Genomic DNA, 21,893 nt, shown 5'->3' on the forward strand with positions numbered 1-21,893 from the left:
TCCCTGCCCTGATTGCTCAGCCCGCGTCAATGGGGCAAGCCACCCCAACCCGTGATCTCCAACACACCCGCGACGATGACGACGCAGGCGAGCGCAATCGGCAGAAAGATCTTCCAACCAAGCCGCATCAACTGATCGTAGCGGTAGCGCGGCACAAAGGCCTTCACCATCGCGAACATGAAGAAAACCAGTGATGCTTTGATGATGAACCAGATTGCGCCCGGCACCCAGGTGAAAGGCGCGAAGGGGATCGGGGACAGCCAGCCACCCAGGAAAAGGATCGTGGTCAGCGAGCACATGGTGACGATCGCCACATACTCACCAAGCATGAAAAGCATATAGGGCGTCGCCGAATATTCGACCATGAAACCAGCCACCAGCTCAGATTCGGCTTCGACCAGATCAAAGGGAGGGCGGTTCGTCTCGGCTAACGCCGAGATGAAGAAGATGATGAACATCGGAAACAGCGGCAACCAGTACCAGCCGAGCAGGCCGAAACGTCCGTTTTGCGCGTTGACGATATCGGTCAGGTTCAGCGATCCGGCGCACATCAGCACCGTCACGATCACGAGGCCGATGGACACTTCGTAGGACACCATCTGGGCTGCGGACCGCAACGCCGCCAAAAACGGGTATTTCGAGTTCGAGGCCCAGCCGGCCATGATGACCCCGTAGACACCCAGCGATGAGATGGCGAAAATATAAAGAATGCCGACGTTGAGATTGGCGACCGCCCATCCTTGGTCAATCGGAATGACCGCCCAAGCCGAGATGGCCAAAACGCCCGACACGAGCGGCGCGAGCAGGAAAACGCCTTTGTTGGCGCCAGATGGAATGATCGGCTCCTTGAAGACGAATTTCAGCATGTCGGCAAAGCTTTGCAGCAGGCCGAACGGGCCGACCACATTGGGGCCGCGACGCAGTTGCACGGCCGCCCAGATTTTCCGATCCGCCAACAAGATGTAGGCGACGTAGATCAACAGGGCGACGATCATCAGAAGGCTTTCGCCAATCTTCAGAAGGAGGGGCAGGAACCAGCCGTCGGTCATGCGAAGTCCTATTCGGCAGCTTGTTGCAGGCGGCCCTGCGCCAGGGCAGAGCATTCGGCCATCACGGCCGAAGCCCGGCAGATCGAGTTGGTCAGGTAGAAGTCCGAAACCGTCGAGCGGAACGGTGAGCGGTCCGATGTTGCGACGCCCTCCCCGAGGCTCGACAAACCCGCCTTATCGGCGGGCACCACGACGTCGAGCGTTCCAAAGTGCGGATGCTCGGCCAGGAGCGCAGCCCGCAAAGCCCGGTGCGAGTCGAACGGTAGGCGATGGCCCAACACGTCGGACAAGGCCCGCAGGATCGCCCAATCTTCCCGCGCGTCACCTGGCGGGAAATTCGCTCGATCGGCGCGCTGCACGCGGCCCTCTGTATTGACGTAAAGACCGGTCTTCTCGGTATAGGTGGCGCCCGGCAGAATGACGTCCGCGCGATGTGCTCCGCGGTCGCCATGGGTGCCCTGATAGATCACGAAGGCTCCGGGGGCGACGTCGACTTCGTCAGCACCAAGCAGGAACAGCACGTCGAGTGCTCCCGCTTTCGTCATTCCGGCAACGTCGAGGGCGCCGTCCGACGGCACGAAACCGAGATCCAGGCCACCGACGCGCGACGCTGCCGTATGCAGAACCGCCAGTCCGTTCCAGCCTTCGGCCGCGCCGAAACCTGCCGCCGCCTTGACGGCCATTGCGAGAACCGCCGCACCATCGTCGCGGGTCAGTGCGCCTTGGCCAATCAACACCATCGGCCGATCGCCGCGTAGGGTGGTGCTCTTGCCAACGTCACCGAGCGTCTCGATCCCGGCCCCGAGATATTGATAGGGGTAGGTCAGATCGGCGCGTTCGCCGATGACTTCGATCGGGAAATTTCCCTTCAGCCAACGCTTGCGAATACGAGCGTTCAGCACCGGGCTTTCACGACGCGGGTTCGACCCGATGATCAGCAACGACGTTGCGTCCTCGATGCCGGCGACCGTCGGATTGAACAGGTAGGACGCACGGCCGAATTTCGGATGCAGCTTGGTTCCATCCTGGCGGCAATCGATGGTGGTCGAGCCCAGCTTTGCCATCAATTGCTTGAGCGCGAACATGTCCTCGACGCTCGACAGGTCACCAGCGATGGCCCCGATCCGATCGGGGGTCGACGCCTTAATTTTGCCGGCAATCGCCGCGAAAGCCTCGCTCCATGTCACCGGCACCAATCTGCCGTCACGCCGCATAAAGGGACGATCGAGCCGCTGAGCTTTGAGACCGTCGACCACATGACGGGTCTTGTCCGAAATCCATTCCTCATTCACGGCATCGTTGACGCGAGGAAGGATACGAAGCACCTCGCGACCCCGTGTATCGACCCGGATCGAAGACCCGAGCGCATCCATCACGTCGATCGAGTCGGTCTTGGTCATCTCCCAAGGACGCGCCTTGAACGGATAAGGCTTCGGCAACAAGGCGCCGACCGGGCAGAGATCGGCGATATTGGACTGCAATTCCGATCCGAGCGCCGTCTCGAGATAGGTCGTGATCTCCATATCTTCACCGCGACCGATCGCACCCATGTCGCCGGTTCCAGCGACCTCCGCCGTAAAGCGGACGCAGCGGGTGCAATGGATGCAGCGGTTCATTGATGTCCGGACCAACGGACCGATATACTTATCTTCGACGGCGCGCTTATTCTCATGATAGCGCGACCCGGCGACACCAAATGCCATCGCCTGATCCTGCAGATCGCATTCGCCGCCTTGATCGCAGATCGGGCAATCGAGCGGATGATTGATCAGCAGAAATTCCATCACGCCACGACGCGCCGTTTTGACAAGCGGCGTCTTGGTGAAGATCTGTGGTGCCTCGCCATTCGGACCCGGGCGGCAATCCCTCACGCCCCAAGCGCAAGAGGCGACCGGCTTCGGGCTGCCCTTTACTTCGACCAAACACATCCGGCAATTGCCCGCGATCGACAGGCGCTCGTGGTAACAAAATCGCGGAATTTCAGCGCCGGCTTCCTCGCAGGCTTGCAGCAACGTGAAATCGGCCGGGACGTCGATCTCGCGACCATCAATGACGAGTTTGGTCATGGGTAATCTCGTGTTCGTGCCGATGAAACAACAACGAGGCCGACGGTCGTCCCCGCGCGCTGAGATAGTCGATGGTCCGTAGCCGCGGTCATCACTCGGCCGCGATTTCGATCGGCTCGGGATGCGGATTGGCCATATAGCTATCGATGCGGCGCTCGATCTCAGGGCGGAAATGCCGGATCAGCCCCTGCACGGGCCAAGCGGCCGCGTCACCCAGGGCACAGATCGTGTGGTTCTCGATCTGCTGCGTCACCGATAACAAAACGTCGATTTCGCGCTTATGCGCACGACCTTCGGCCATGCGGCTCACGACGCGCCAAAGCCAACCCGTCCCCTCACGGCAGGGTGTGCACTGGCCGCAGCTCTCGTGTTTGTAAAAGTAGCTCAGGCGCGCGATCGCGCGGATCACATCGGTCGACCGATCCATGACGATGACGGCAGCAGTGCCAAGCCCGGACTTCAGAGCACGCAGCGAGTCGAAATCCATCGGCGTGTCGATGATCTCGTGAGCCGGCACAAGCGGCACCGACGCGCCGCCTGGAATGACGGCGAGGAGGTTGTCCCAGCCGCCACGAATGCCGCCGCAATGCCGGTCGATCAACTCCCGGAACGGGATCGACATCGCCTCTTCGACGTTGCAGGGCGCGTTTACGTGACCGGAGATGCAAAACAGCTTGGTGCCGGCGTTGTTCTTCGCTCCAAAGCTCGAGAACCAAGCTCCCCCCCGACGCAAAATAGTCGGCGCGACCGCAATCGATTCGACATTGTTGACGGTCGTGGGACAGCCGTAGAGGCCCATATTGGCGGGAAATGGCGGCTTCAGCCGCGGCATTCCCTTCTTGCCTTCTAGCGATTCCAGCAAGGCGGTCTCTTCGCCACAAATATATGCGCCGGCGCCACGATGAACGTAGATGTCGAAGGGGTAGCCATGCAGGTTGTTTTTGCCAACCAGATTGGCGTCGTAGCATTCCTCGATCGCCGCATCGAGGCGGTCGGCTTCGAAGATATATTCGCCACGGATATAGATATAGCAGGCATGCGCGCCCATCGCGAAAGAGGCGAGCAGGCATCCCTCGATCAAAAGATGCGGATCGTTGCGGATGATCTCGCGGTCCTTGCAGGTTCCCGGCTCAGACTCATCGGCGTTGACGACGAGATAGGAGGGGCGAGCCGGATCCGGCTTCGGCATGAACGACCACTTCAGCCCCGTCGGGAAGCCGGCGCCGCCGCGCCCGCGCAGGCCCGAGGACTTCATCTCGTTAATGATCCAGTCTTTGCCTTTTTCGATCAAGCCTTTGGTGCCGTCCCAGGCCCCGCGCGAGCGAGCGCCGGCGAGACGCCAATCGCCATAGCCGTAAAGGTTCGTGAAGATGCGGTCCTTGTCTTCAAGCATCGAAAAGGCTCCCCGCGACAATGTCCCGGCTGATGATGGTGTAACGCACCCACATGACGTTCATGGTCATGCCCCGCCGCCCTGCTCGATCGGCGCGTCTGCAGCCGCCGGCGGTTGAGGAGCAGGCGGAATGATGGTCTGAGTCGCGTGCTCGATTCGCGGAATCTCGACCGAGTGAAGACCGGCTGGCGTTTGGGGATTGTCGCCGTAGATCGTCGTCAACGAGGTCAGGTGACCGGCTGGCTCTGATGTGGCGCGTCCCGTCTGCGATCCCTGACGAACGGGCCGACCTGCCGCCAAATCGGACAGCAGAGCGTCGAAATTCTCCGGTGTCAGATCCTCGTAATAGGTGTCGTTGATTTGAACCATCGGGGCGTTACAGCAAGCCCCCAGGCATTCCACTTCGAGCCAAGAAAACAGGCCATCGGACGACACGTGGCTCTGTGCACCAACCCGCTGTTCCAGGACGGACTTGATTCCATCCGAACCGCGGATCATGCAAGGCGTGGTGCCACACATCTGAATGAAGAACTTGCCGACCGGAGCCAAGTTGAACATCGAATAGAAGGTCGCGATTTCGAGCACCCGAATGTAGGGCATCTCGAGCATCTGGCCGACCGCTTCGATGGCCTTCTTGGGCACCCATCCGTCATGCTGCGACTGCGCGCGCCACAGCAGTGCGATCACCGCAGAGGCTTGGCGACCCGGCGGATATTTGGCGATCTGCTTCGCGGCCCAAGCCTTGTTTTCGGGTGAGAACTCGAAGCTGTCGGGCTGGACTTCAGCCAATCGGCGAACGGCCATGCTTACCTTCTCGCGTCAAAATTATACGTTGCGGTTTCAAGGCTCAGGATCACCTGTCGACCTCTCCGAACACGATATCCAGAGAACCGAGGATGGCCGAGACGTCGGCCAGCATGTGTCCTCGGCACATGAAGTCGATCGCTTGCAGATGGGCGAAACCTGGCGCCTTGATCTTGCAGCGATAGGGCTTGTCCGTGCCGTCTGAGACCAGGTAGACGCCGAATTCGCCCTTCGGCGCCTCGACTGCCGCATAGACCTCGCCGGCAGGAACGTGAAACCCTTCGGTGTAGAGTTTGAAGTGATGGATCAGAGCTTCCATCGAGCGCTTCATTTCGGCGCGAGACGGCGGCATCACCTTGCCCATGCGCGCATGAACTGGCCCCTGCCCTTCAGGAGCGAGCAGCTTAGCGACGCATTGTTTGATGATCTTGGTCGATTCGCGCATTTCCTGCATGCGAATGACCTGACGGTCGTAGTTGTCGCCGTTCTTGCCGACGGGGATGTCGAAATCCATCTCCTCGTAGCACTCGTAGGGCTGGCTCTTGCGAAGATCCCAGGCTGCGCCGGATCCGCGCACCATCACGCCCGAAAATCCCCAAGCCCAACATTCGTCGAGGCTGACGATGCCGATATCGACATTCCGCTGCTTGAAAATACGATTTTCGACGAACAGCGCCCAAAGATCGTCGAGCACCGAAAGGAACGGATCACAAAAAGCGCCGATATCTTCGACAAGCAGACGCGGCAGGTCGGAATGAACACCGCCGGGCCTGAAGTAATTCGCATGCATCCGAGCGCCTGACGCACGCTCGTAGAATACCATCAGCTTTTCACGCTCCTCGAACCCCCAGAGCGGGGGCGTCAGAGCGCCGACGTCCATGACTTGCGTTGTCACGTTGAGGAGGTGCGAGAGCAACCGGCCGATCTCGCAGAACATGACACGAATCAATTGTGCCCGACGCGGAACTTCGAGCTTCAGCAGCTTCTCGATCGCCAAACAGAAGGCATGCTCCTGGTTCATCGGCGCGACATAGTCGAGACGATCGAAATAAGGAACATTCTGAAGGTAAGTCCGAGCCTCCATCAGCTTTTCGGTGCCGCGATGCAACAATCCAATATGCGGATCGACGCGCTCGACGACTTCGCCGTCGAGTTCGAGCACAAGACGCAAGACACCATGGGCTGCGGGATGCTGAGGCCCGAAGTTGACCGCGAAGTTACGCAGATTCTGCTCGGTCATTGCTGCCTCGCCTTTTCGTCGCCCGGAAGCGCCGCGATATCTGTGCCTTCCCAAGGCGACAGGAAATCCCAGTTGCGGAATTCCTGCGTCAAGCGGACAGGCTCGTTGACGACCCGCTTCTCGATGTCGTTCCAGCGCACTTCCACGAACCCGGTCATCGGAAAATCCTTCCGAAGCGGATGCCCTTCGAAGCCATAATCCGTCAGCAAACGCCGAAGGTCGGGATGTCCCGAAAACAGGATACCGTAGAGATCATAGGCTTCCCGCTCGAACCAATTCGCGCAGGGAAATACCGGTATGATGCTCGGCACCGGGGTCGTTTCGTCAGTCGATATTTTGATCCGAATACGGCTGTTGTGCTTTGGCGAGAGCAGATGGGTCACGACATCGAAACGGGCGCCGCGCTCAGGATAATCCACGCCGCAAAGATCGACGAAAGAGATAAAGAGACAACGGGCATCGTCGCGAAGAAAGCGGACGACATCGACGATTCCAGCGGCGGGCAGAGTAATGCACAACTCATCATCGACCACAGATGCGACGATGCCGTGATCCGGGTGCGATGCGGCGATATAGGCGCCGAGTTCGACGAGGGGATGGGCCACAACCTCAGTTACGCTATCGCTCATGGCGCTCAGTCTTCCCGTCTATCGCTCGATCGTGCCGGTACGGCGGATTTTCCGTTGCAACAGCAACACGCCATACAGCAGAGCCTCGGCCGACGGAGGGCACCCCGGAACGTAAATATCCACCGGAACGATCCGATCACAGCCGCGGACGACCGAATAGGAGAAGTGATAATAGCCGCCGCCATTGGCACAGGATCCCATCGAGATCACGTAGCGCGGCTCAGGCATCTGGTCGTAAACCTTACGGAGCGCCGGAGCCATTTTGTTGGTCAGCGTTCCGGCAACGATCATCACATCCGATTGACGCGGGCTGGCGCGCGGCGCGAAGCCATAGCGCTCGGCATCATAACGCGGCATCGAGAGCTGCATCATCTCGACGGCGCAGCAGGCGAGACCGAACGTCATCCACATCAGCGATCCGGTGCGGGCCCACTGAATGAGGTCGTCCGTCGCCGTAACCAGGAAGCCCTTGTCGGCAAGCTGATCATTCAACCCGAGAAAGAAGGGGTCGTCGGAACCGATCGGCCGTCCCGTATTCGGATCGATCACGCCGCGCGGACGAGGCGCAATAGCGGTGTCGGCCGGGCTTGTGATCAATCCCATTCGAGAGCGCCTTTCTTCCATTCGTAAACAAAGCCAATGGTCAGCACGCCAAGAAACGTCATCATCGACCAAAACCCGAAGGCACCGAGGTCACGAAACGCGACCGCCCACGGAAACAGGAACGCGACTTCCAGATCGAAAATGATGAACAACAACGAGACGAGGTAGAAGCGGATGTCGAATTTCATGCGCGCGTCATCGAAGGCATTGAAACCGCATTCGTAAGCCGACAGCTTTTCAGGGTCCGGTGACTGGTAAGCCACGATGAACGGAGCAAGCAGCAAGGCACCGGAAATGACCACCGACACGACGATGAAGACGATCAACGGCAGGTAGTCACTGAGGAGGTTCGGCATAAAGCGTTCCGCTCAAATGGATTGCCAAATCGGCGTGACGGACCAGAAGCACCTTCAGCTTTGACCTGCCATTTGGTGTCCATGACGTAATGCAGCGCACCATTGCAAGCAAGGCGAAATGGTGCCGCAGGGCCACTTGTTTCGACAAGTTCCAATCCGCAGAAGCGGCAACCTGACAGATCTATTTGCGGATGGGGCTCGCGAGTGAATGGCGAGAGAGACGGGACTCGAACCCGCGACCTCCGGCGTGACAGGCCGGCGCTCTAACCAACTGAGCTACTCCCCCACGAGGCTGACCGGCAGTGCCGTGTCGCTCGGAGAAGTGCGGAATATGATACCCCTCCCCGGCTGTCAACCCACTTACGTCGAGGGGTGTGTAAAACCTGCGAAAACCACGCACCGGTGACGAGCGATGCATGATGAGCATCGTTCAAGAAAGCCGCCCCAGATGCGATATAAAGCTCCAAATAGTTTTGCTAAAACAGAGAGAAAGGCATTCGACTAGAGGCGAGGGCCGCCGAGCCGCCAACGCCGAATTTCCTCGGCCGTGACGATATGGATGGCATCTGGCGAGATCCGCTCCGCGTAGGCGATCATGCGAGGATCGGCACCCATCAGCTTCGCATAGGCACTGAGCGACGACACGAATTCGCTTGATCCATAGATTCGCTGCCGCTCCATCGCGCCCGATGGATCGCGGACGGCCTCGTCGATCACCATGCGGTGAATACCGAGGCGGCTGACCGGAGGGACGACCCGTCGTTTGCCTCCCAGAAAGGCATAGACGCAGGCCGAATAGCATGAGCCCGGCGTGACCTGCGCGATGTTCGATCCGGGTTCGGCCGTCAGAGCCGCGACGATCACAGCCGCGCCGATCTTCCGGAACGCGCTGCCGAGTTGCATTGCGCCGACGACCGTACCGCCTGGCGATTGCAGCAGCACCACGGGACGGAGATCTGAGTCTTTCAGGTGTTCGGACAGGAAGGTGACGAACTGGTCGGCCGTTTCATTGCTGATTTCGCCATCGGCCACGATCACCTCAGGGCAACTGCCGTGGCACTGAGTCTCGGTGCCGATCGTCGTCAGCGCGAAACTCATGGGTTCAGCCGCAAGGGCCGCCGCCGCAGGCCAGAAAAAGGCTAAGCACCAACCTAAGATGCTGATCGCGAGCAGGTTGTTGAGATGCCGGCGATGTTCCATTGACGCCGAGCGGCTCGGCCAAGGCATCCGGTCCCTCCAGACGCGATCATTCATTTCGAATCGGCGGTCGATTATGCTGTCCACCTTGAGCTCCGATTGGGCCACCGAGCCGACGGGCACGCGGCCGAACATCCTGGATCATCGCTCCGCTGCAATCGCCATGCCGATTTGCAGGCCGCACCGAAACCCACGAGCGATCAAGAATGGCGGAAATCGATGCCATCGCATAATGGTTTCGTCGTGTCGGGACTGGGGCCGATTCGCTCGCTTTGATGTGCGATGCGCCGTGGGACCGAGCGGCGCCAAAGACGAGGCTCACCAAGCGACGTCTATTTGAAATGCCTGGGATGTGGTGGGCGGTGACGGGCTCGAACCGCCGACCCTCTCGGTGTAAACGAGATGCTCTACCAACTGAGCTAACCGCCCTCGGGGTGCCCGGTTCATGAAAGCTTTGCCGGACGATTGGGTTCTAAGCGCATCGGCTCCGGCTCGCAAGCCCATGGAGGCGTCCCCGCTTCGATCCCGCGGCTGTGGGGGGCACGTCGCGCTCAGCGGTCGTGGATCCGTCTTCTCATCGGCCACAGCGGCTGCGGCGCAAGCACGGCGGCCTCCGCTCGTTCCAAGGCTCCCGTAATTGGTGACAGCAACGAGACAAGAGGACCGGCAAAAAAGGCTGGAAGCCGCGATCGGATCATGACCTTGGACGAGGCGACGACGGCACGAAAAAGCCGCGACCCTCATCGGATCGCGGCTTTTGGTATCTTGCTTCTAGCGGTGACTCAAATACCGTCGCTCAGTGGGCAACGACCCCGGACGCGTCGTCGTCGCTGATTGCGGGTGTTTGGCCCGTCGGCAAAATCTTCTCTTCCCAACTGATCGGCTGCGGCTGCCGAATCAACGCATGCTTGAGAACCTCATCCATCCGTGACACCGGCACGATCTCGAGGCCGTTCTTCACACTGTTCGGGATTTCGAGCAGATCCTTGGCATTCTCTTCGGGGATCAAAACCTTTTTCAACCCGCCACGCAAAGCCGCGAGCAGTTTCTCCTTCAACCCGCCGATCGGAAGTACCCTGCCCCGCAACGTGATCTCGCCCGTCATGGCGATATCGCGACGGATCGGGATCCCGGTCAGGATCGACACGATGGTGGTCGCCATCGCAACGCCGGCTGACGGTCCATCCTTGGGCGTCGCGCCTTCCGGCACGTGCACGTGGATATCGCGACGTTCGAAGAGTGGCGGCTCGATGCCGAAATCGAGAGCCCGCGAGCGAACGTAGGAAGCGGCAGCCGAGATCGACTCTCGCATCACATCCTTCAGATTACCTGTGACGGTCATCTTGCCTTTACCGGGCATCAGAACGCCTTCGATCGTCAGCAACTCGCCGCCGACCTCGGTCCAGGCCAATCCGGTCACGACCCCGACCTGGTCCTCCGTCTCGGCTTCGCCATACCGATATTTCGGCACACCGAGATAGTCGGCCAGGTTAGCCTCGGTCACGCGGATCGTCTTGTGATCCGTGCTGAGAATCTCCTTCACGGCCTTGCGGCAGAGGTTGGAGATTTCCCGCTCGAGATTACGAACGCCCGCTTCCCGCGTGTAGCGCCGGATGAGCAGCATCAGACCATCGTTGTCGATCGCCCATTCGTGCGGCTCGAGCCCATGCTTTTTCACAGCAGCCGGAATCAAGTGTGTCCGCGCGATCTCGGCCTTCTCGTCTTCCGTGTAGCCGGCGATCCGAATGATTTCCATGCGGTCCATCAACGGCGCAGGAATATTCAACGTATTGGCGGTCGTTACGAACATGACGTTCGAAAGGTCGTAGTCGACCTCGAGATAGTGGTCGTTGAAGGTCGCGTTCTGTTCGGGGTCGAGAACCTCGAGCAGAGCGGATGACGGATCGCCGCGAAAATCCATGCCCATCTTGTCGATCTCATCGAGCAAGAACAGCGGGTTGGATGTCTTGGCTTTCCGCATCGACTGGATGATCTTGCCCGGCATCGAACCGATATAGGTCCGACGATGACCGCGAATCTCTGCCTCGTCACGCACGCCGCCGAGCGACATCCGCACGAATTCGCGACCTGTCGCTTTGGCGATGGATTTGCCAAGCGAGGTTTTACCGACACCCGGAGGGCCGACGAGGCAGAGGATGGGACCCGTCAGTTTGTTAGCCCGACTCTGGACCGCCAAATATTCAATGATCCGCTCCTTGACCTTGTCGAGCCCGTAATGCTCGGAGTTCAAGGTTGCCTCCGCCAAGGGGAGGTCGCGCTTGATCTTCGAGCGCTTGCCCCACGGGATCGACAACAGCCAGTCGAGGTAATTGCGGACCACCGTCGCCTCGGCCGACATCGGCGACATCTGACGAAGCTTCTTCAGCTCAGCCGTCGCTTTGTCGCGCGCATCCTTCGAGAGCTTCGTATCCTTAATGCGCTGCTCGATTTCGGCGAGATCGTCCTTGCCGTCCTCGTCTCCCAGCTCCTTCTGGATCGCCTTCATCTGCTCGTTGAGATAATACTCGCGCTGGGTCTTCTCCATCTGCCGCTTGACGCGCGTGCGGATGCGTTTCTCCACCTGCAAGACGGAGATCTCGCTTTCCATCAGGCCGAGGCACTTCTCAAGACGCTTGATCGCGGATGGCATCTCGAGGATCGCCTGCTTATCCGAAATCTTGACCGCAAGGTGCGACGCAATCGTATCGGCAAGCTTCGAGAAGTCTGTGATCTGCCCAACGGCCGCGACGACCTCCGGAGAGACCTTCTTGTTCAGCTTCACATAGCCTTCGAATTCGGTCACGACCGTGCGGGCTAAGGCTTCGAGCTCGACCTGATCGACCTGATCGTCGGCCAGCACTTCACCGTCGGCCTCGTAATAATCATCGGTGCGCGTGTAGTTGCGAACTTTCACGCGCGTTGCGCCTTCGACCAAAACCTTAACGGTCCCGTCGGGCAATTTCAGGAGTTGAAGGACAGACGCCAGGGTCCCGGTCGTGAAGATCGCGTCGGTAGCCGGATCGTCGTCCGTGGCATTCATCTGCGTTGCGAGCAGAATAAAACGATCGGCCTTCATGACTTCTTCAAGGGCTCGAATCGACTTTTCACGGCCGACGAAGAGTGGCACGATCATGTGCGGAAAGACGACGATGTCACGGAGTGGCAGGACAGGGTAGCTTTCGATGCTACCGGGCGCTGCAGGCAAGCGCTTTTGAGTTGTCATGATTCATCCTAACGATGTGTGGCCACGCTAACGCTATTAAGCCGTTTCGTGCGGCCCAGCGATCCCGGTTCGTCCGGTCGCTGCCGCCAGAGGCCGTGCAACGCACCCCCAGCTTGGGATAGCGCGGCCGCTTCAAACCGTGGCCCGGCGCCAACACCGAAGTGGCGGTGTGGCTGAGCAAATTCAAGAAGTCGATCGGTTCTCTGGAGTAATAAAGCAGGAAACGGGCCAGAGTGTCCTCTGGCCCGTTCTCGATCGTTAGGCGCTGGCTCCAGCCTTTTCGGCGCCACGCTCTGAATAGATGTAAAGCGGGCGCGCTTTACCCTCCACGACCTCCGGTCCGATCACGACCTGTTCAACCCCGTCGAGACCGGGCAGCTCGTACATCGTGTCGAGCAGGATGCCTTCCATGATCGAGCGCAACCCGCGGGCGCCCGTGCGGCGTTCGATCGCCTTCTTGGCCACCACATTGAGCGCCTCATCTTGGAATGTCAGCTCCGTGCTCTCCATCTCAAAGAGGCGCTGATACTGCTTGACCAGCGCATTCTTCGGTTCCGTCAGGATCTTCTTGAGCGCGTCCTCATCAAGATCTTCAAGCGTCGCGATGACCGGTAGGCGGCCGACGAACTCGGGGATCAGGCCGAACTTCAACAAATCCTCCGGCTCGACCTTGCTGAAAATCTCGCCGGTGCGCCGATCGTCCGGAGATTGCACCTTCGCCGCAAAGCCAATCGATGTGCCGCGTCCGCGCGCGGAAATAATCCGCTCGAGGCCGGCGAAAGCGCCGCCGCAGATGAACAGAATGTTGGTCGTGTCGACCTGGAGGAACTCCTGCTGCGGGTGCTTGCGGCCACCCTGCGGCGGGACCGATGCGACGGTGCCCTCCATGATCTTCAGAAGAGCCTGCTGGACGCCCTCGCCCGACACGTCGCGCGTGATCGAGGGATTGTCCGACTTCCGGGAAATCTTGTCGATCTCGTCGATGTAAACGATCCCGCGCTGCGCACGCTCGACATTATAATCGGACGCCTGCAGCAGCTTCAGGATGATGTTCTCGACATCTTCGCCGACGTAACCGGCTTCCGTCAGCGTCGTCGCATCCGCCATCGTGAACGGCACATCAAGGATGCGCGCGAGCGTCTGTGCCAACAACGTCTTGCCCGACCCGGTCGGCCCGATCAGCAGAATGTTTGATTTCGCCAGTTCGACGTCGTTATGCTTCGTCGCGTGGTTCAACCGCTTGTAATGATTATGCACCGCCACGGAGAGCACGCGCTTGGCCTGCGGCTGACCAATCACATAATCGTCGAGGACCTTGGAGATCTCCTTCGGGGTCGGAATTCCATCGCGGCGATTGACCAGCGACGACTTGTTCTCCTCCCGGATGATGTCCATGCACAATTCGACGCATTCGTCGCAGATGAACACCGTTGGGCCAGCGATCAGTTTGCGAACCTCGTGCTGGCTTTTTCCGCAGAAGGAGCAGTACAGCGTGTTCTTGGAATCGCTGCCGCCGGCTTTGCTCATTGTAGTCTCCGTTAGGATCGACGTCCTGACAGGGATGTCGATCATCTCAAGAAGTTAAGGGCGCTGCGCTAACAAACCGTAGCTGATGCAGGCCCAACAGGACACGAGCCGGGATTCGTGCTAATATCGTTGGAGGTTGGTTTCATAAACAAAGACGTGTTCGATCCGATATGTGACCACGACGCGGCCGCGAGAGCAAGTTAACCCATCGCCACCGGTCGATGCGACGCTTCGCGTCACATGACCGCAACATCTTCATGACGATCATGCGACGGGGTTTAAAGCGTTATCGGGCGTCGCCGGTCTCTTCGACTCGCTTCGACTCGACGCGATCGACGATCCCGAAATCACGAGCTTCTTCGGCGGTCATGAAGTGATCGCGATCCAACGTGTTTTCGATCGTGTCATAGTCGCGTCCCGTATGCTTCACGTAGATCTCGTTTAGCCGGCGCTTGATCTTCATGATGTCTTCGGCGTGCCGGAGAATATCCGAGGCCTGGCCTTGGAAGCCACCCGAGGGCTGATGCACCATCACACGAGCGTTGGGCAGCGCGAAGCGCATGCCAGTCTCGCCTGCGGCAAGCAGGAGCGACCCCATCGAAGCTGCCTGTCCGATGCAAAGCGTCGAAACCTTCGGCCGAATAAACTGCATCGTATCGTAAATCGCGAGCCCAGCGGTCACGACGCCGCCGGGGGAGTTGATGTAAAGCGAAATCTCTTTCTTCGGGTTTTCGGACTCCAGGAACAACAACTGGGCGATCACGACTGACGCCATATTGTCCTCGACCTGACCCGTCAGGAAGATGATGCGCTCGCGCAGCAAGCGGGAGTAGATGTCGAATCCACGCTCGCCGCGGCTCGTGTTTTCGATGACTTGCGGGATGAGATATTGGGCGTAGACGTCGCGGGGGTCTCTCATTCCAATCAGGTCCTTGGTCGGCGCGTGCGGCGCAATGCTCGTCTCGTCAATGTATGTGCTGGGATGGCGAGCGCAACCCAGCACGATGAGAACGCTTAGCCGCGCGCGTCGTCATTCTCGTCGGAGGATGCCTCGGGAGCGTCCTCGCTCCAGGCGTCGGAGCGCGGCAGCGCCATCGCATTATCGCCCGCCTCGACCTTAAACAACTCTTCGCGCGAGACGGTCCGGTCCGTGACTTTCGCCTGGGTCACGATGTAGTCGACCACCTTTTCCTCGAACAGCGGCGCACGGATCTCGGCAAGCGCCTGCGGGGTCTTGCGGTAGAACTCCCAGACTTCCTTCTCCTGCCCCGGATATTGGCGGACCATTTCGACCAAAGCCTTGGTAATCTCGTCGTCGCCAACCTTCACGCCCGTGCTCTCGCCGACTTCGGCAAGGACGAGACCCAGGCGCACGCGACGTTCCGCGATGCGGCGGTATTCGGCCTTCGCGTCATCTTCCGTCGTGTCGTCATCGGCAAAGGACCGGCCGGACTTCTGCTGCTCGTCCGAAACCTGCCGCCAGATGTTCGCAAACTCCTGCTCGACGAGGCCCTGCGGGAGATCAAATGAATATCGCTTGTCGAGTTGGTCGAGCAACGCGCGCTTCAACTTGTCGCGCGAGGCCTTGGAGAATTCATCCTCCATGCGGGAGCGCACGGCCGTCTTCAGACCATCGAGATCGTCGAAACCGAAGTTCTTCGCAAAATCGTCGTCGATCTTCAGCTCGCCCGGAGCCGCAATGGACTTCACGGTGACGTCGAACGTCGCGGCCTGCCCGGCAAGCTGCGCCGACAGGTAGTTTTCAGGGAAGCTGAGCGCCACCTTCCGCTCCTCGCCGAGCTTCGCCCCGACGAGTTGCGCCTCGAAACCGGGAATGAAGCTGTCGGAGCCGAGGATGACGTCGATGTCCTTACCGGCGCCCCCCTCAAAGGCTTCATCCTTGATCTTGCCGTCGAAATCGATCGTCAGCTTGTCGCCGTTTTCGGCGGTGGCGTCATCGCCTTCCTTCGGCGTGAAGACACGGTTTTGGTCGGCCATGCGCTCCATCGCCTTGGTGACCTCGGCCTCGTCGACCTCGGCAACGAGTCGCTCGATTTCGATGGTCTCGAAGGTACCCGTCTCAAACTTCGGCAGGGTCTCGACCGCGACTGTGAAAGAGAGGTCGCCTTCGGCCTCCATCGCACGCTCGACCTCGGCCTGATCGCTCGCGAGATCGATCTTCGGTTCCATCGCAAGTCGGAGACCATTGTCCTCGACGATCTTGCGGTTGGCTTCGTTGACGGCATTCTGCACGACTTCGCTCATCACTGAGCGACCGTAGACTCGCTTGAGATGCGCCATCGGCACTTTGCCGGGACGAAAACCGTTGATCTTGACCTTGTCTCTCATGCCGGCGAGTTCGCCTTCGAGCCGCGACGCAAGATCCGCGGCCGGGAGGACGACCTTATATTCGCGCTTGAGGCCCTGGCTGCTGACTTCGGTGACCTGCATCTAACTCTAGCCTCTTCGTTCCGTATCGCCGCTTGCGCCGGCGATCGTTCGCGTCGCGCAGCATCATCAATCGTATGGGGCTTGCGCCGCCGGTTCCTATGTCAAACAGCTAGTTGGTGCGGGCGGAGGGACTCGAACCCCCACGATGATAAGTCACCGGAACCTAAATCCGGCGCGTCTACCAGTTCCGCCACGCCCGCTTCCGTCGGAAGCCGTCTCGACAAGAGGGGTCTCTTATCACGCGACGCTGGAGATGCAGCAAAAATCTAACTCGCCGCCGGCCTCACCCCGTGCTGATGATGGTCTGGCCATCAACCGGAACCGAGAAACCGTGTCCCATTTCAGCAAACGATCGCTTTTGATGTCCCTGGCGGGCGCTGTCGCAGCCCTGGTGGCGGGCCGGAGCGGGTCGAGAGCACAGGCTAATTCAACCAGCGCCACAGGTGGCGTGATCCTTAACCCGGACGCCGTCACCCGTCTCGATGCCCGTGCCGCGCCGGCTCACATCCCAGGGCTTGCCGGATCGCCCCAAATGATCGCGCTCGATGGAACCCTTCGTGGCCCTGTGCTCCGAATCAAAAAGGGCGAGCCGCTTGCGGTGATGCTGACGAACCACACCGACCAGCCTATGACGCTGCAGTGGCACGGCATGTGCTGCCCCGATGCGGTCGACGGACTGATTGGCCTCGATGCTCCAGCCATCGTGCCGGGTGCTGGCGCGTCAATTCGCTTCACCCCAATCGATAGCGGCCTCTCGTGGTTTCACGCCGCGATGGTTCCCAATCGGACCGACCAGACGGCGCATGGCGTCAGGGGCGTCCTGATCGTCGATGAACAACAGCCGCCGACGGTGGATCGCGATTTCCTGGTGTTGCTCGCCGATTGGCCGACGCCCGGCGGCGCTCAAGTGCTCATCAACGGCGGCGGTTTGGCCGAGAAAGTCACCATGGCGCCGGGCGGCCGCTTGCGACTGCGCGTGGTCAACGGCTCGACCTCGCGCATCATGTTGGTCGCGATCGAGGGCGCGCGGCCGTTCATCATCGCCATCGATGGGCAGCCGTCGGAACTGTTCGAGCCGGTGAAGGACATGGTGCCGATCGGCCCTGGCGCGCGCTTCGAGTTCATGCTCGACGTTCCCCGCACAAGCGGAGCGACCATGCGATTGACCCTTCGTGGCACCGAGCGCGTCGAGGGCGTGCTCGAGCCGGATCGCCTTGTCCTCGAGGTGCGAACGGACGGCCCTGTGCGGGACCAAATCCCGCCGATCGTGGCCTTGCCCCGTAACCCGCGCCTGCCACCCGCCATTCCGCTGGAACAATCGGTGCGCGCCGATCTTGCGATGGAACAGGTCCCGGCAAGTGCCGGGCAGGCCCGTTGGCGGCTGAACGGCACGGCGACGCTGGACCTGCCGGCCCATCCGTTGCTGACCGTGAAGCGCGGCGGCACGGTCACGCTCGGGTTTGCCAATCGGTCGTCGCAGTCGATCGCGCTTCGGGTGCATGGCCACGTCATGCGGTTGCTGCACAGCAAGGATGATGGCTGGGAACCCTATTGGCGCGACTCGGTTTTGCTGCCACCGCAAACGAGCAATCACGTGGCATTCGTGGCGGATAATCCGGGCAAGTGGATGATCGAGTCGGCGATCTACGATCAAGTCGCCTTTGGTTTGCGCCATTGGTTCGAGGTGACAGCCTAAATCGTCGTTCGGGTCGTCCGATGCAGCGCCGACAGCACGGGCGGCAGCGCGTCAGGGAGATCCTCTGCGATCAGGCCGATCCCGACATGCCGAGCCGCCGCCGCATGGATATAGACAGCGGCGCTCGCGGCCTCGAAAGCTGGCATTCCCTGCCCCAGCAACCCGCACACCAGTCCAGATAGAACATCGCCGGACCCCGCCGTCGCGAGCCACGGCGCATCGGCTTCGGCGATCGTGGCTCGGCCGTTCGGCTCCGCCACGACCGTATCGGGGCCCTTCAGCAGCATGGTGGCTCCGAGGCGGGCCGCGCCGGCCCGCGCTCGCTCCAGCCGAGACCCGGACGGAGCATCCGCCCCGAACAGCTTGGCGAATTCCCCATCGTGCGGCGTCACGATAACCGGACCCGGCGCCGTCAGGATCAGGGCCCGCAGCGTCGCGCTGTCACCCGCAAAGCTCGTCAGTGCGTCGGCGTCGAGAACGACGGAGCGAAGCGGATCGGCTGGGTGCTTGGGTGCTAACGCGCATTCGACCAGCGCACGCGTTCGTGCGCCGACACCGAGACCTGGGCCGAGCACGACCGCATTCTTGCGGGTGTCGGCCAAGAGGCTGGTCAGATCGTCGGCGGCATCGCAGGCTTTCAGCATGATGGCGGTCAGGTGAGCCGCATTGACGCTCAAGGCTTCGGTCGGCGATGCGACCGTCACCAGCCCGGCGCCGACCCGAAGGGCGGCCCGCGCGCTCATCCGCGCCGCCCCGGTCGTCGTCGCGCCGCCACTCAGCACGAGCGCATGGCCCCGCGTATATTTGTGTCCCTCGCTAGTCGGCCACGGGTAATGGTCGATCCAGAGATCGGGGCCATTGACGAAGGCTTGCGGCGCGATCGTCGGAAGCACAGCCGCCTCGATCCCGATGTCGGCGAGGATTCGCGTGCCGCATCGGCCGCGTCCCGGCAGCAGCAGATGGCCGGGCTTGTAGCGGAAGAACGTCACCGTGACGGCAGCGCGGATGGCCGGCCCTTCGCCGTGAGTGCCGCGATTTCCGTCGAGGCCAGAAGGAATGTCGATCGCGAGAACCGGAATCCGGCTCGCGTTGACGCGATCGACCAAAGCGGCGGCTTCCCCATCCAAAGGTCGAGACAGGCCCGCGCCGAACAGACCATCGACGATCAGGTCGACCTGATCGAAAGATGCGACGGACGCCGCTTCGACCGGTTCGTGCCATGCCGCGAGGGCCGCCGCCGCATCCCCGCCAAGCCGCCCAGGGTCGCCGAGAAGCGCCAGCCGCACACGGTGGCCGCGGCGAACCAGGCATCCTGCCGCCACGATCCCATCGCCTCCATTGTTGCCGGGGCCGCATAACACGAGGATGCGCGAAGACGCCCCGCCCAGCATGGTCTCACAGGCCGCCGCGACGGCTGCGCCGGCACGGTCCATCAGGATCGAGCCTGGCACGCCGCGTTGCGCCATGAGGCGATCGACCCGCGCCATCTCGTCGGTCGTTAGAAGCTCGCTTGTGCCGCGCCGATCAGGGTGCATCGGAGGTTCCTTGTACCGGGGGATCTAGTTCGCTCGACAGTGCTCTCGGTCGTCAGCAGTGTCTTAATTGCCTAATTGTTGAGCGGTATGCGTAGAACGATGGCATAAACGAAGATCGCAAACCATACGTGTCGGATAGCGTGGACGCTGACCTCAAAGCTGCTTTATGGCACGTCGCATGCTAATGAGAGTTGACTGCAATGCCCGTGACGCGTTGTCGTTGGACGCAAAGCTTCTCCTACGCCTGAGTCGACAATCGCATGAAAAAGATCGAGGCCATCATCAAGCCCTTCAAGCTGGATGAAGTGAAAGAAGCGCTTCAGGAAGTCGGATTGCAGGGCATCACTGTGACCGAGGCGAAGGGTTTTGGACGCCAGAAGGGCCATACCGAGCTCTACCGCGGCGCGGAATACGTCGTCGACTTTCTCCCCAAGGTGAAGATCGAGATCGTTCTGGCCGACGAGATCGTCGAGAAGGCCGTTGAAGCGATCCGGAAATCGGCGCAGACGGGACGGATCGGCGATGGCAAGATTTTTGTATCGCATATCGAGGGGGCGATCCGCATCCGGACCGGTGAAACCGGCAACGACGCGATCTGATCCACTTGGCTGAACGTTACCACGACCGCTCCAGCGGTTCGTGCGCGTGTACTTGTGATGAATAGAAAGGACCGACATGAAGACCGCCCAGGATGTCCTCAAGGCGATCAAGGACAATGATGTCAAATACGTCGACTTCCGCTTCACCGACCCGCGCGGCAAGTGGCAGCATGTGACGTTCGACATCAGCATCGTCGACGAGGATGCATTTTCGGAAGGCATCATGTTCGACGGATCGTCGATCGCTGGTTGGAAGGCGATCAACGAGTCTGACATGACGTTGATGCCGGATCCGGAAACGGCCTGTATGGACCCGTTCTTCTCGGCCTCGACGATGTCGATCATCTGCGACGTGCTCGAGCCCGCAACCGGAGAGCCCTATGGTCGCGATCCGCGCGGAATCGCCAAGAAGGCCGAAGCCTTCCTGAAGTCGAGCGGCGTGGGCGACACGATCTTTGTCGGTCCGGAAGCCGAGTTCTTCGTGTTCGACGACGTGCGCTTCAAGTCGGATCCCTACAACACGGGCTTCATCCTCGATTCGATCGAATTGCCGAGCAACGGCGACACGGCTTACGAGGGCGGCAACCTCGGCCATCGCATCCGCACCAAGGGCGGCTACTTCCCGGTCCCGCCGATGGATTCGGCTCAGGACATGCGCGGCGAAATGCTGGCCTCCATGGCGTCGATGGGCGTCAAGGTCGAGAAGCACCATCACGAAGTCGCTTCGGCACAGCACGAGCTGGGCATGAAGTTCGACAAGATGACGCTGATGGCCGACGGCATGCAGATCTACAAATACTGCATCCATCAGGTCGCCAACAGCTACGGCAAGTCGGCCACCTTCATGCCGAAGCCGGTCTTCGGCGATAACGGCTCGGGCATGCACGTGCACATGTCCATCTGGAAAGATGGCAAGCCGGTCTTCGCAGGCGACAAATATGCCGATCTGTCCGAAACCTGCCTGTTCTACATCGGCGGCATCATCAAGCATGCCAAGGCGCTGAACGCCTTCACGAACCCGTCGACGAACTCCTACAAGCGTCTCGTCCCGGGCTACGAGGCTCCGGTGCTGCTGGCTTATTCGGCCCGCAACCGGTCGGCATCCTGCCGCATTCCTTATACGTCGAACCCCAAGGCCAAGCGCGTCGAAATCCGTTTTCCGGATCCGACCGCGAACCCCTATCTCGCTTTCGCGGCCATGCTGATGGCCGGCCTCGACGGCATCGCCAACAAGATCCATCCCGGCGATGCGATGGACAAGGATCTCTACGATCTGCCCCCGGGAGAGCTGAAGCAGATCCCGACTGTTTGCGGCTCGTTGCGTGAAGCACTCGAGAGCCTAGACAAGGACCGTGAGTTCCTCAAGGCGGGTGGCGTGTTCCCGGACGACTTCATTGATTCCTGGATCGAATTGAAGATGACCGAAGTGATGCGTTACGAAATGACCCCGCATCCGGTTGAATTCGACATGTACTATTCGTACTGAGAGCGAACCGACGCAGTGTTGAAAAGCGGCCTTCGGGCC

General features: G+C 60.4%; 17 protein-coding genes and 3 tRNA genes. 3 read left to right on the plus strand and 17 right to left on the minus strand.

The genetic code is table 11. The features are described from left to right. Positions 1-26: 26 nt before the first annotated feature. The 16 genes from nuoH to LGH83_RS02705 all read right to left on the minus strand — a co-directional run bounded on the left by nuoH (position 27) and on the right by LGH83_RS02705 (position 16,738). Positions 27-1,049 carry an NADH-quinone oxidoreductase subunit NuoH gene (gene nuoH / locus LGH83_RS02630; RefSeq protein ID WP_227400500.1) on the minus strand — a complete coding sequence of 341 codons (1,023 nt, stop codon included), beginning with the start codon at positions 1,047-1,049 and terminating at the stop codon, positions 27-29. 8 nt (positions 1,050-1,057) lie between these two features. Beyond that, positions 1,058-3,115 (minus strand): NADH-quinone oxidoreductase subunit NuoG, encoded by a 2,058-nt coding sequence (gene nuoG, locus LGH83_RS02635; protein WP_227400501.1) that lies wholly within the window; start codon positions 3,113-3,115, stop codon positions 1,058-1,060. Positions 3,116-3,206: 91 nt separating this feature from the next. After that, positions 3,207-4,508 carry an NADH-quinone oxidoreductase subunit NuoF gene (gene nuoF, locus LGH83_RS02640; RefSeq protein ID WP_227400502.1) on the minus strand — a complete coding sequence of 434 codons (1,302 nt, stop codon included), beginning with the start codon at positions 4,506-4,508 and terminating at the stop codon, positions 3,207-3,209. A 66-nt stretch (positions 4,509-4,574) separates the two neighbouring features. Then, complete coding sequence (gene nuoE / locus LGH83_RS02645) at positions 4,575-5,312, minus strand: NADH-quinone oxidoreductase subunit NuoE (protein WP_227400503.1); 738 nt, start codon at positions 5,310-5,312, stop codon at positions 4,575-4,577. 49 nt (positions 5,313-5,361) lie between these two features. Beyond that, on the minus strand, positions 5,362-6,552 hold the full coding sequence (locus tag LGH83_RS02650) for an NADH-quinone oxidoreductase subunit D (protein ID WP_131116958.1): 1,191 nt from the start codon (positions 6,550-6,552) through the stop codon (positions 5,362-5,364). Then, a complete protein-coding gene (locus LGH83_RS02655; RefSeq protein WP_131116960.1) occupies positions 6,549-7,181 on the minus strand; it encodes an NADH-quinone oxidoreductase subunit C in 633 nt (210 codons plus the stop codon). Before LGH83_RS02655 ends, LGH83_RS02650 begins: the two co-directional genes overlap by 4 nt. Positions 7,182-7,199: 18 nt before the next feature. Beyond that, the gene (locus LGH83_RS02660) at positions 7,200-7,784 is read right to left on the minus strand and encodes a NuoB/complex I 20 kDa subunit family protein (RefSeq protein ID WP_165492660.1); all 585 of its coding nucleotides are present in this window, start codon (positions 7,782-7,784) and stop codon (positions 7,200-7,202) included. Next, on the minus strand, positions 7,775-8,140 hold the full coding sequence (locus tag LGH83_RS02665; RefSeq protein ID WP_131116966.1) for an NADH-quinone oxidoreductase subunit A: 366 nt from the start codon (positions 8,138-8,140) through the stop codon (positions 7,775-7,777). The genes LGH83_RS02660 and LGH83_RS02665 overlap by 10 nt, the downstream gene beginning before the upstream one ends. A gap of 209 nt (positions 8,141-8,349) precedes the next feature. Beyond that, positions 8,350-8,426: transfer RNA gene (locus LGH83_RS02670), tRNA-Asp, on the minus strand. 215 nt (positions 8,427-8,641) lie between these two features. Further along, positions 8,642-9,238, minus strand: coding sequence for a hypothetical protein (locus LGH83_RS02675; protein WP_227400504.1), 597 nt, complete (start codon positions 9,236-9,238; stop codon positions 8,642-8,644). Positions 9,239-9,690: 452 nt separating this feature from the next. Continuing rightward, positions 9,691-9,766, minus strand: a tRNA-Val gene (locus tag LGH83_RS02680). Positions 9,767-10,133: 367 nt separating this feature from the next. Further along, positions 10,134-12,560, minus strand: coding sequence for an endopeptidase La (gene lon, locus LGH83_RS02685; protein WP_227400505.1), 2,427 nt, complete (start codon positions 12,558-12,560; stop codon positions 10,134-10,136). Between the two features lie 258 nt (positions 12,561-12,818). Then, a complete protein-coding gene (clpX, locus tag LGH83_RS02690; protein WP_131116975.1) occupies positions 12,819-14,087 on the minus strand; it encodes an ATP-dependent Clp protease ATP-binding subunit ClpX in 1,269 nt (422 codons plus the stop codon). A 286-nt stretch (positions 14,088-14,373) separates the two neighbouring features. Then, positions 14,374-15,006, minus strand: coding sequence for an ATP-dependent Clp protease proteolytic subunit (locus LGH83_RS02695; protein WP_131116978.1), 633 nt, complete (start codon positions 15,004-15,006; stop codon positions 14,374-14,376). Positions 15,007-15,101: 95 nt separating this feature from the next. Beyond that, positions 15,102-16,538 carry a trigger factor gene (tig, locus tag LGH83_RS02700; RefSeq protein WP_227400506.1) on the minus strand — a complete coding sequence of 479 codons (1,437 nt, stop codon included), beginning with the start codon at positions 16,536-16,538 and terminating at the stop codon, positions 15,102-15,104. 114 nt (positions 16,539-16,652) lie between these two features. Continuing rightward, positions 16,653-16,738, minus strand: a tRNA-Leu gene (locus LGH83_RS02705). Positions 16,739-16,899: 161 nt separating this feature from the next. Between LGH83_RS02705 and LGH83_RS02710 the strand changes: the two genes are divergently transcribed. After that, positions 16,900-18,234 (plus strand): multicopper oxidase family protein, encoded by a 1,335-nt coding sequence (locus tag LGH83_RS02710; protein WP_227400507.1) that lies wholly within the window; start codon positions 16,900-16,902, stop codon positions 18,232-18,234. On the opposite strand, the gene LGH83_RS02715 is transcribed toward LGH83_RS02710, so the two are convergent. Continuing rightward, complete coding sequence (locus LGH83_RS02715) at positions 18,231-19,769, minus strand: NAD(P)H-hydrate dehydratase (RefSeq protein ID WP_227400508.1); 1,539 nt, start codon at positions 19,767-19,769, stop codon at positions 18,231-18,233. The two genes, LGH83_RS02710 and LGH83_RS02715, sit on opposite strands and share 4 nt — an antisense overlap. Before the next feature lie 260 nt (positions 19,770-20,029). Here LGH83_RS02715 and LGH83_RS02720 point away from each other — a divergent pair, with 260 nt between their 5' ends. Together LGH83_RS02720 and glnA are read left to right on the plus strand one after the other, a co-directional pair. Continuing rightward, on the plus strand, positions 20,030-20,368 hold the full coding sequence (locus tag LGH83_RS02720; RefSeq protein WP_131116991.1) for a P-II family nitrogen regulator: 339 nt from the start codon (positions 20,030-20,032) through the stop codon (positions 20,366-20,368). 76 nt (positions 20,369-20,444) lie between these two features. Next, the gene (glnA, locus tag LGH83_RS02725; RefSeq protein ID WP_227400509.1) at positions 20,445-21,854 is read left to right on the plus strand and encodes a type I glutamate--ammonia ligase; all 1,410 of its coding nucleotides are present in this window, start codon (positions 20,445-20,447) and stop codon (positions 21,852-21,854) included. The last annotated feature ends 39 nt before the right edge of the window (positions 21,855-21,893 follow it).

Source organism: Lichenihabitans sp. PAMC28606, assembly GCF_020616535.1.
Taxonomy (GTDB): domain Bacteria; phylum Pseudomonadota; class Alphaproteobacteria; order Rhizobiales; family Beijerinckiaceae; genus Lichenihabitans; species Lichenihabitans psoromatis.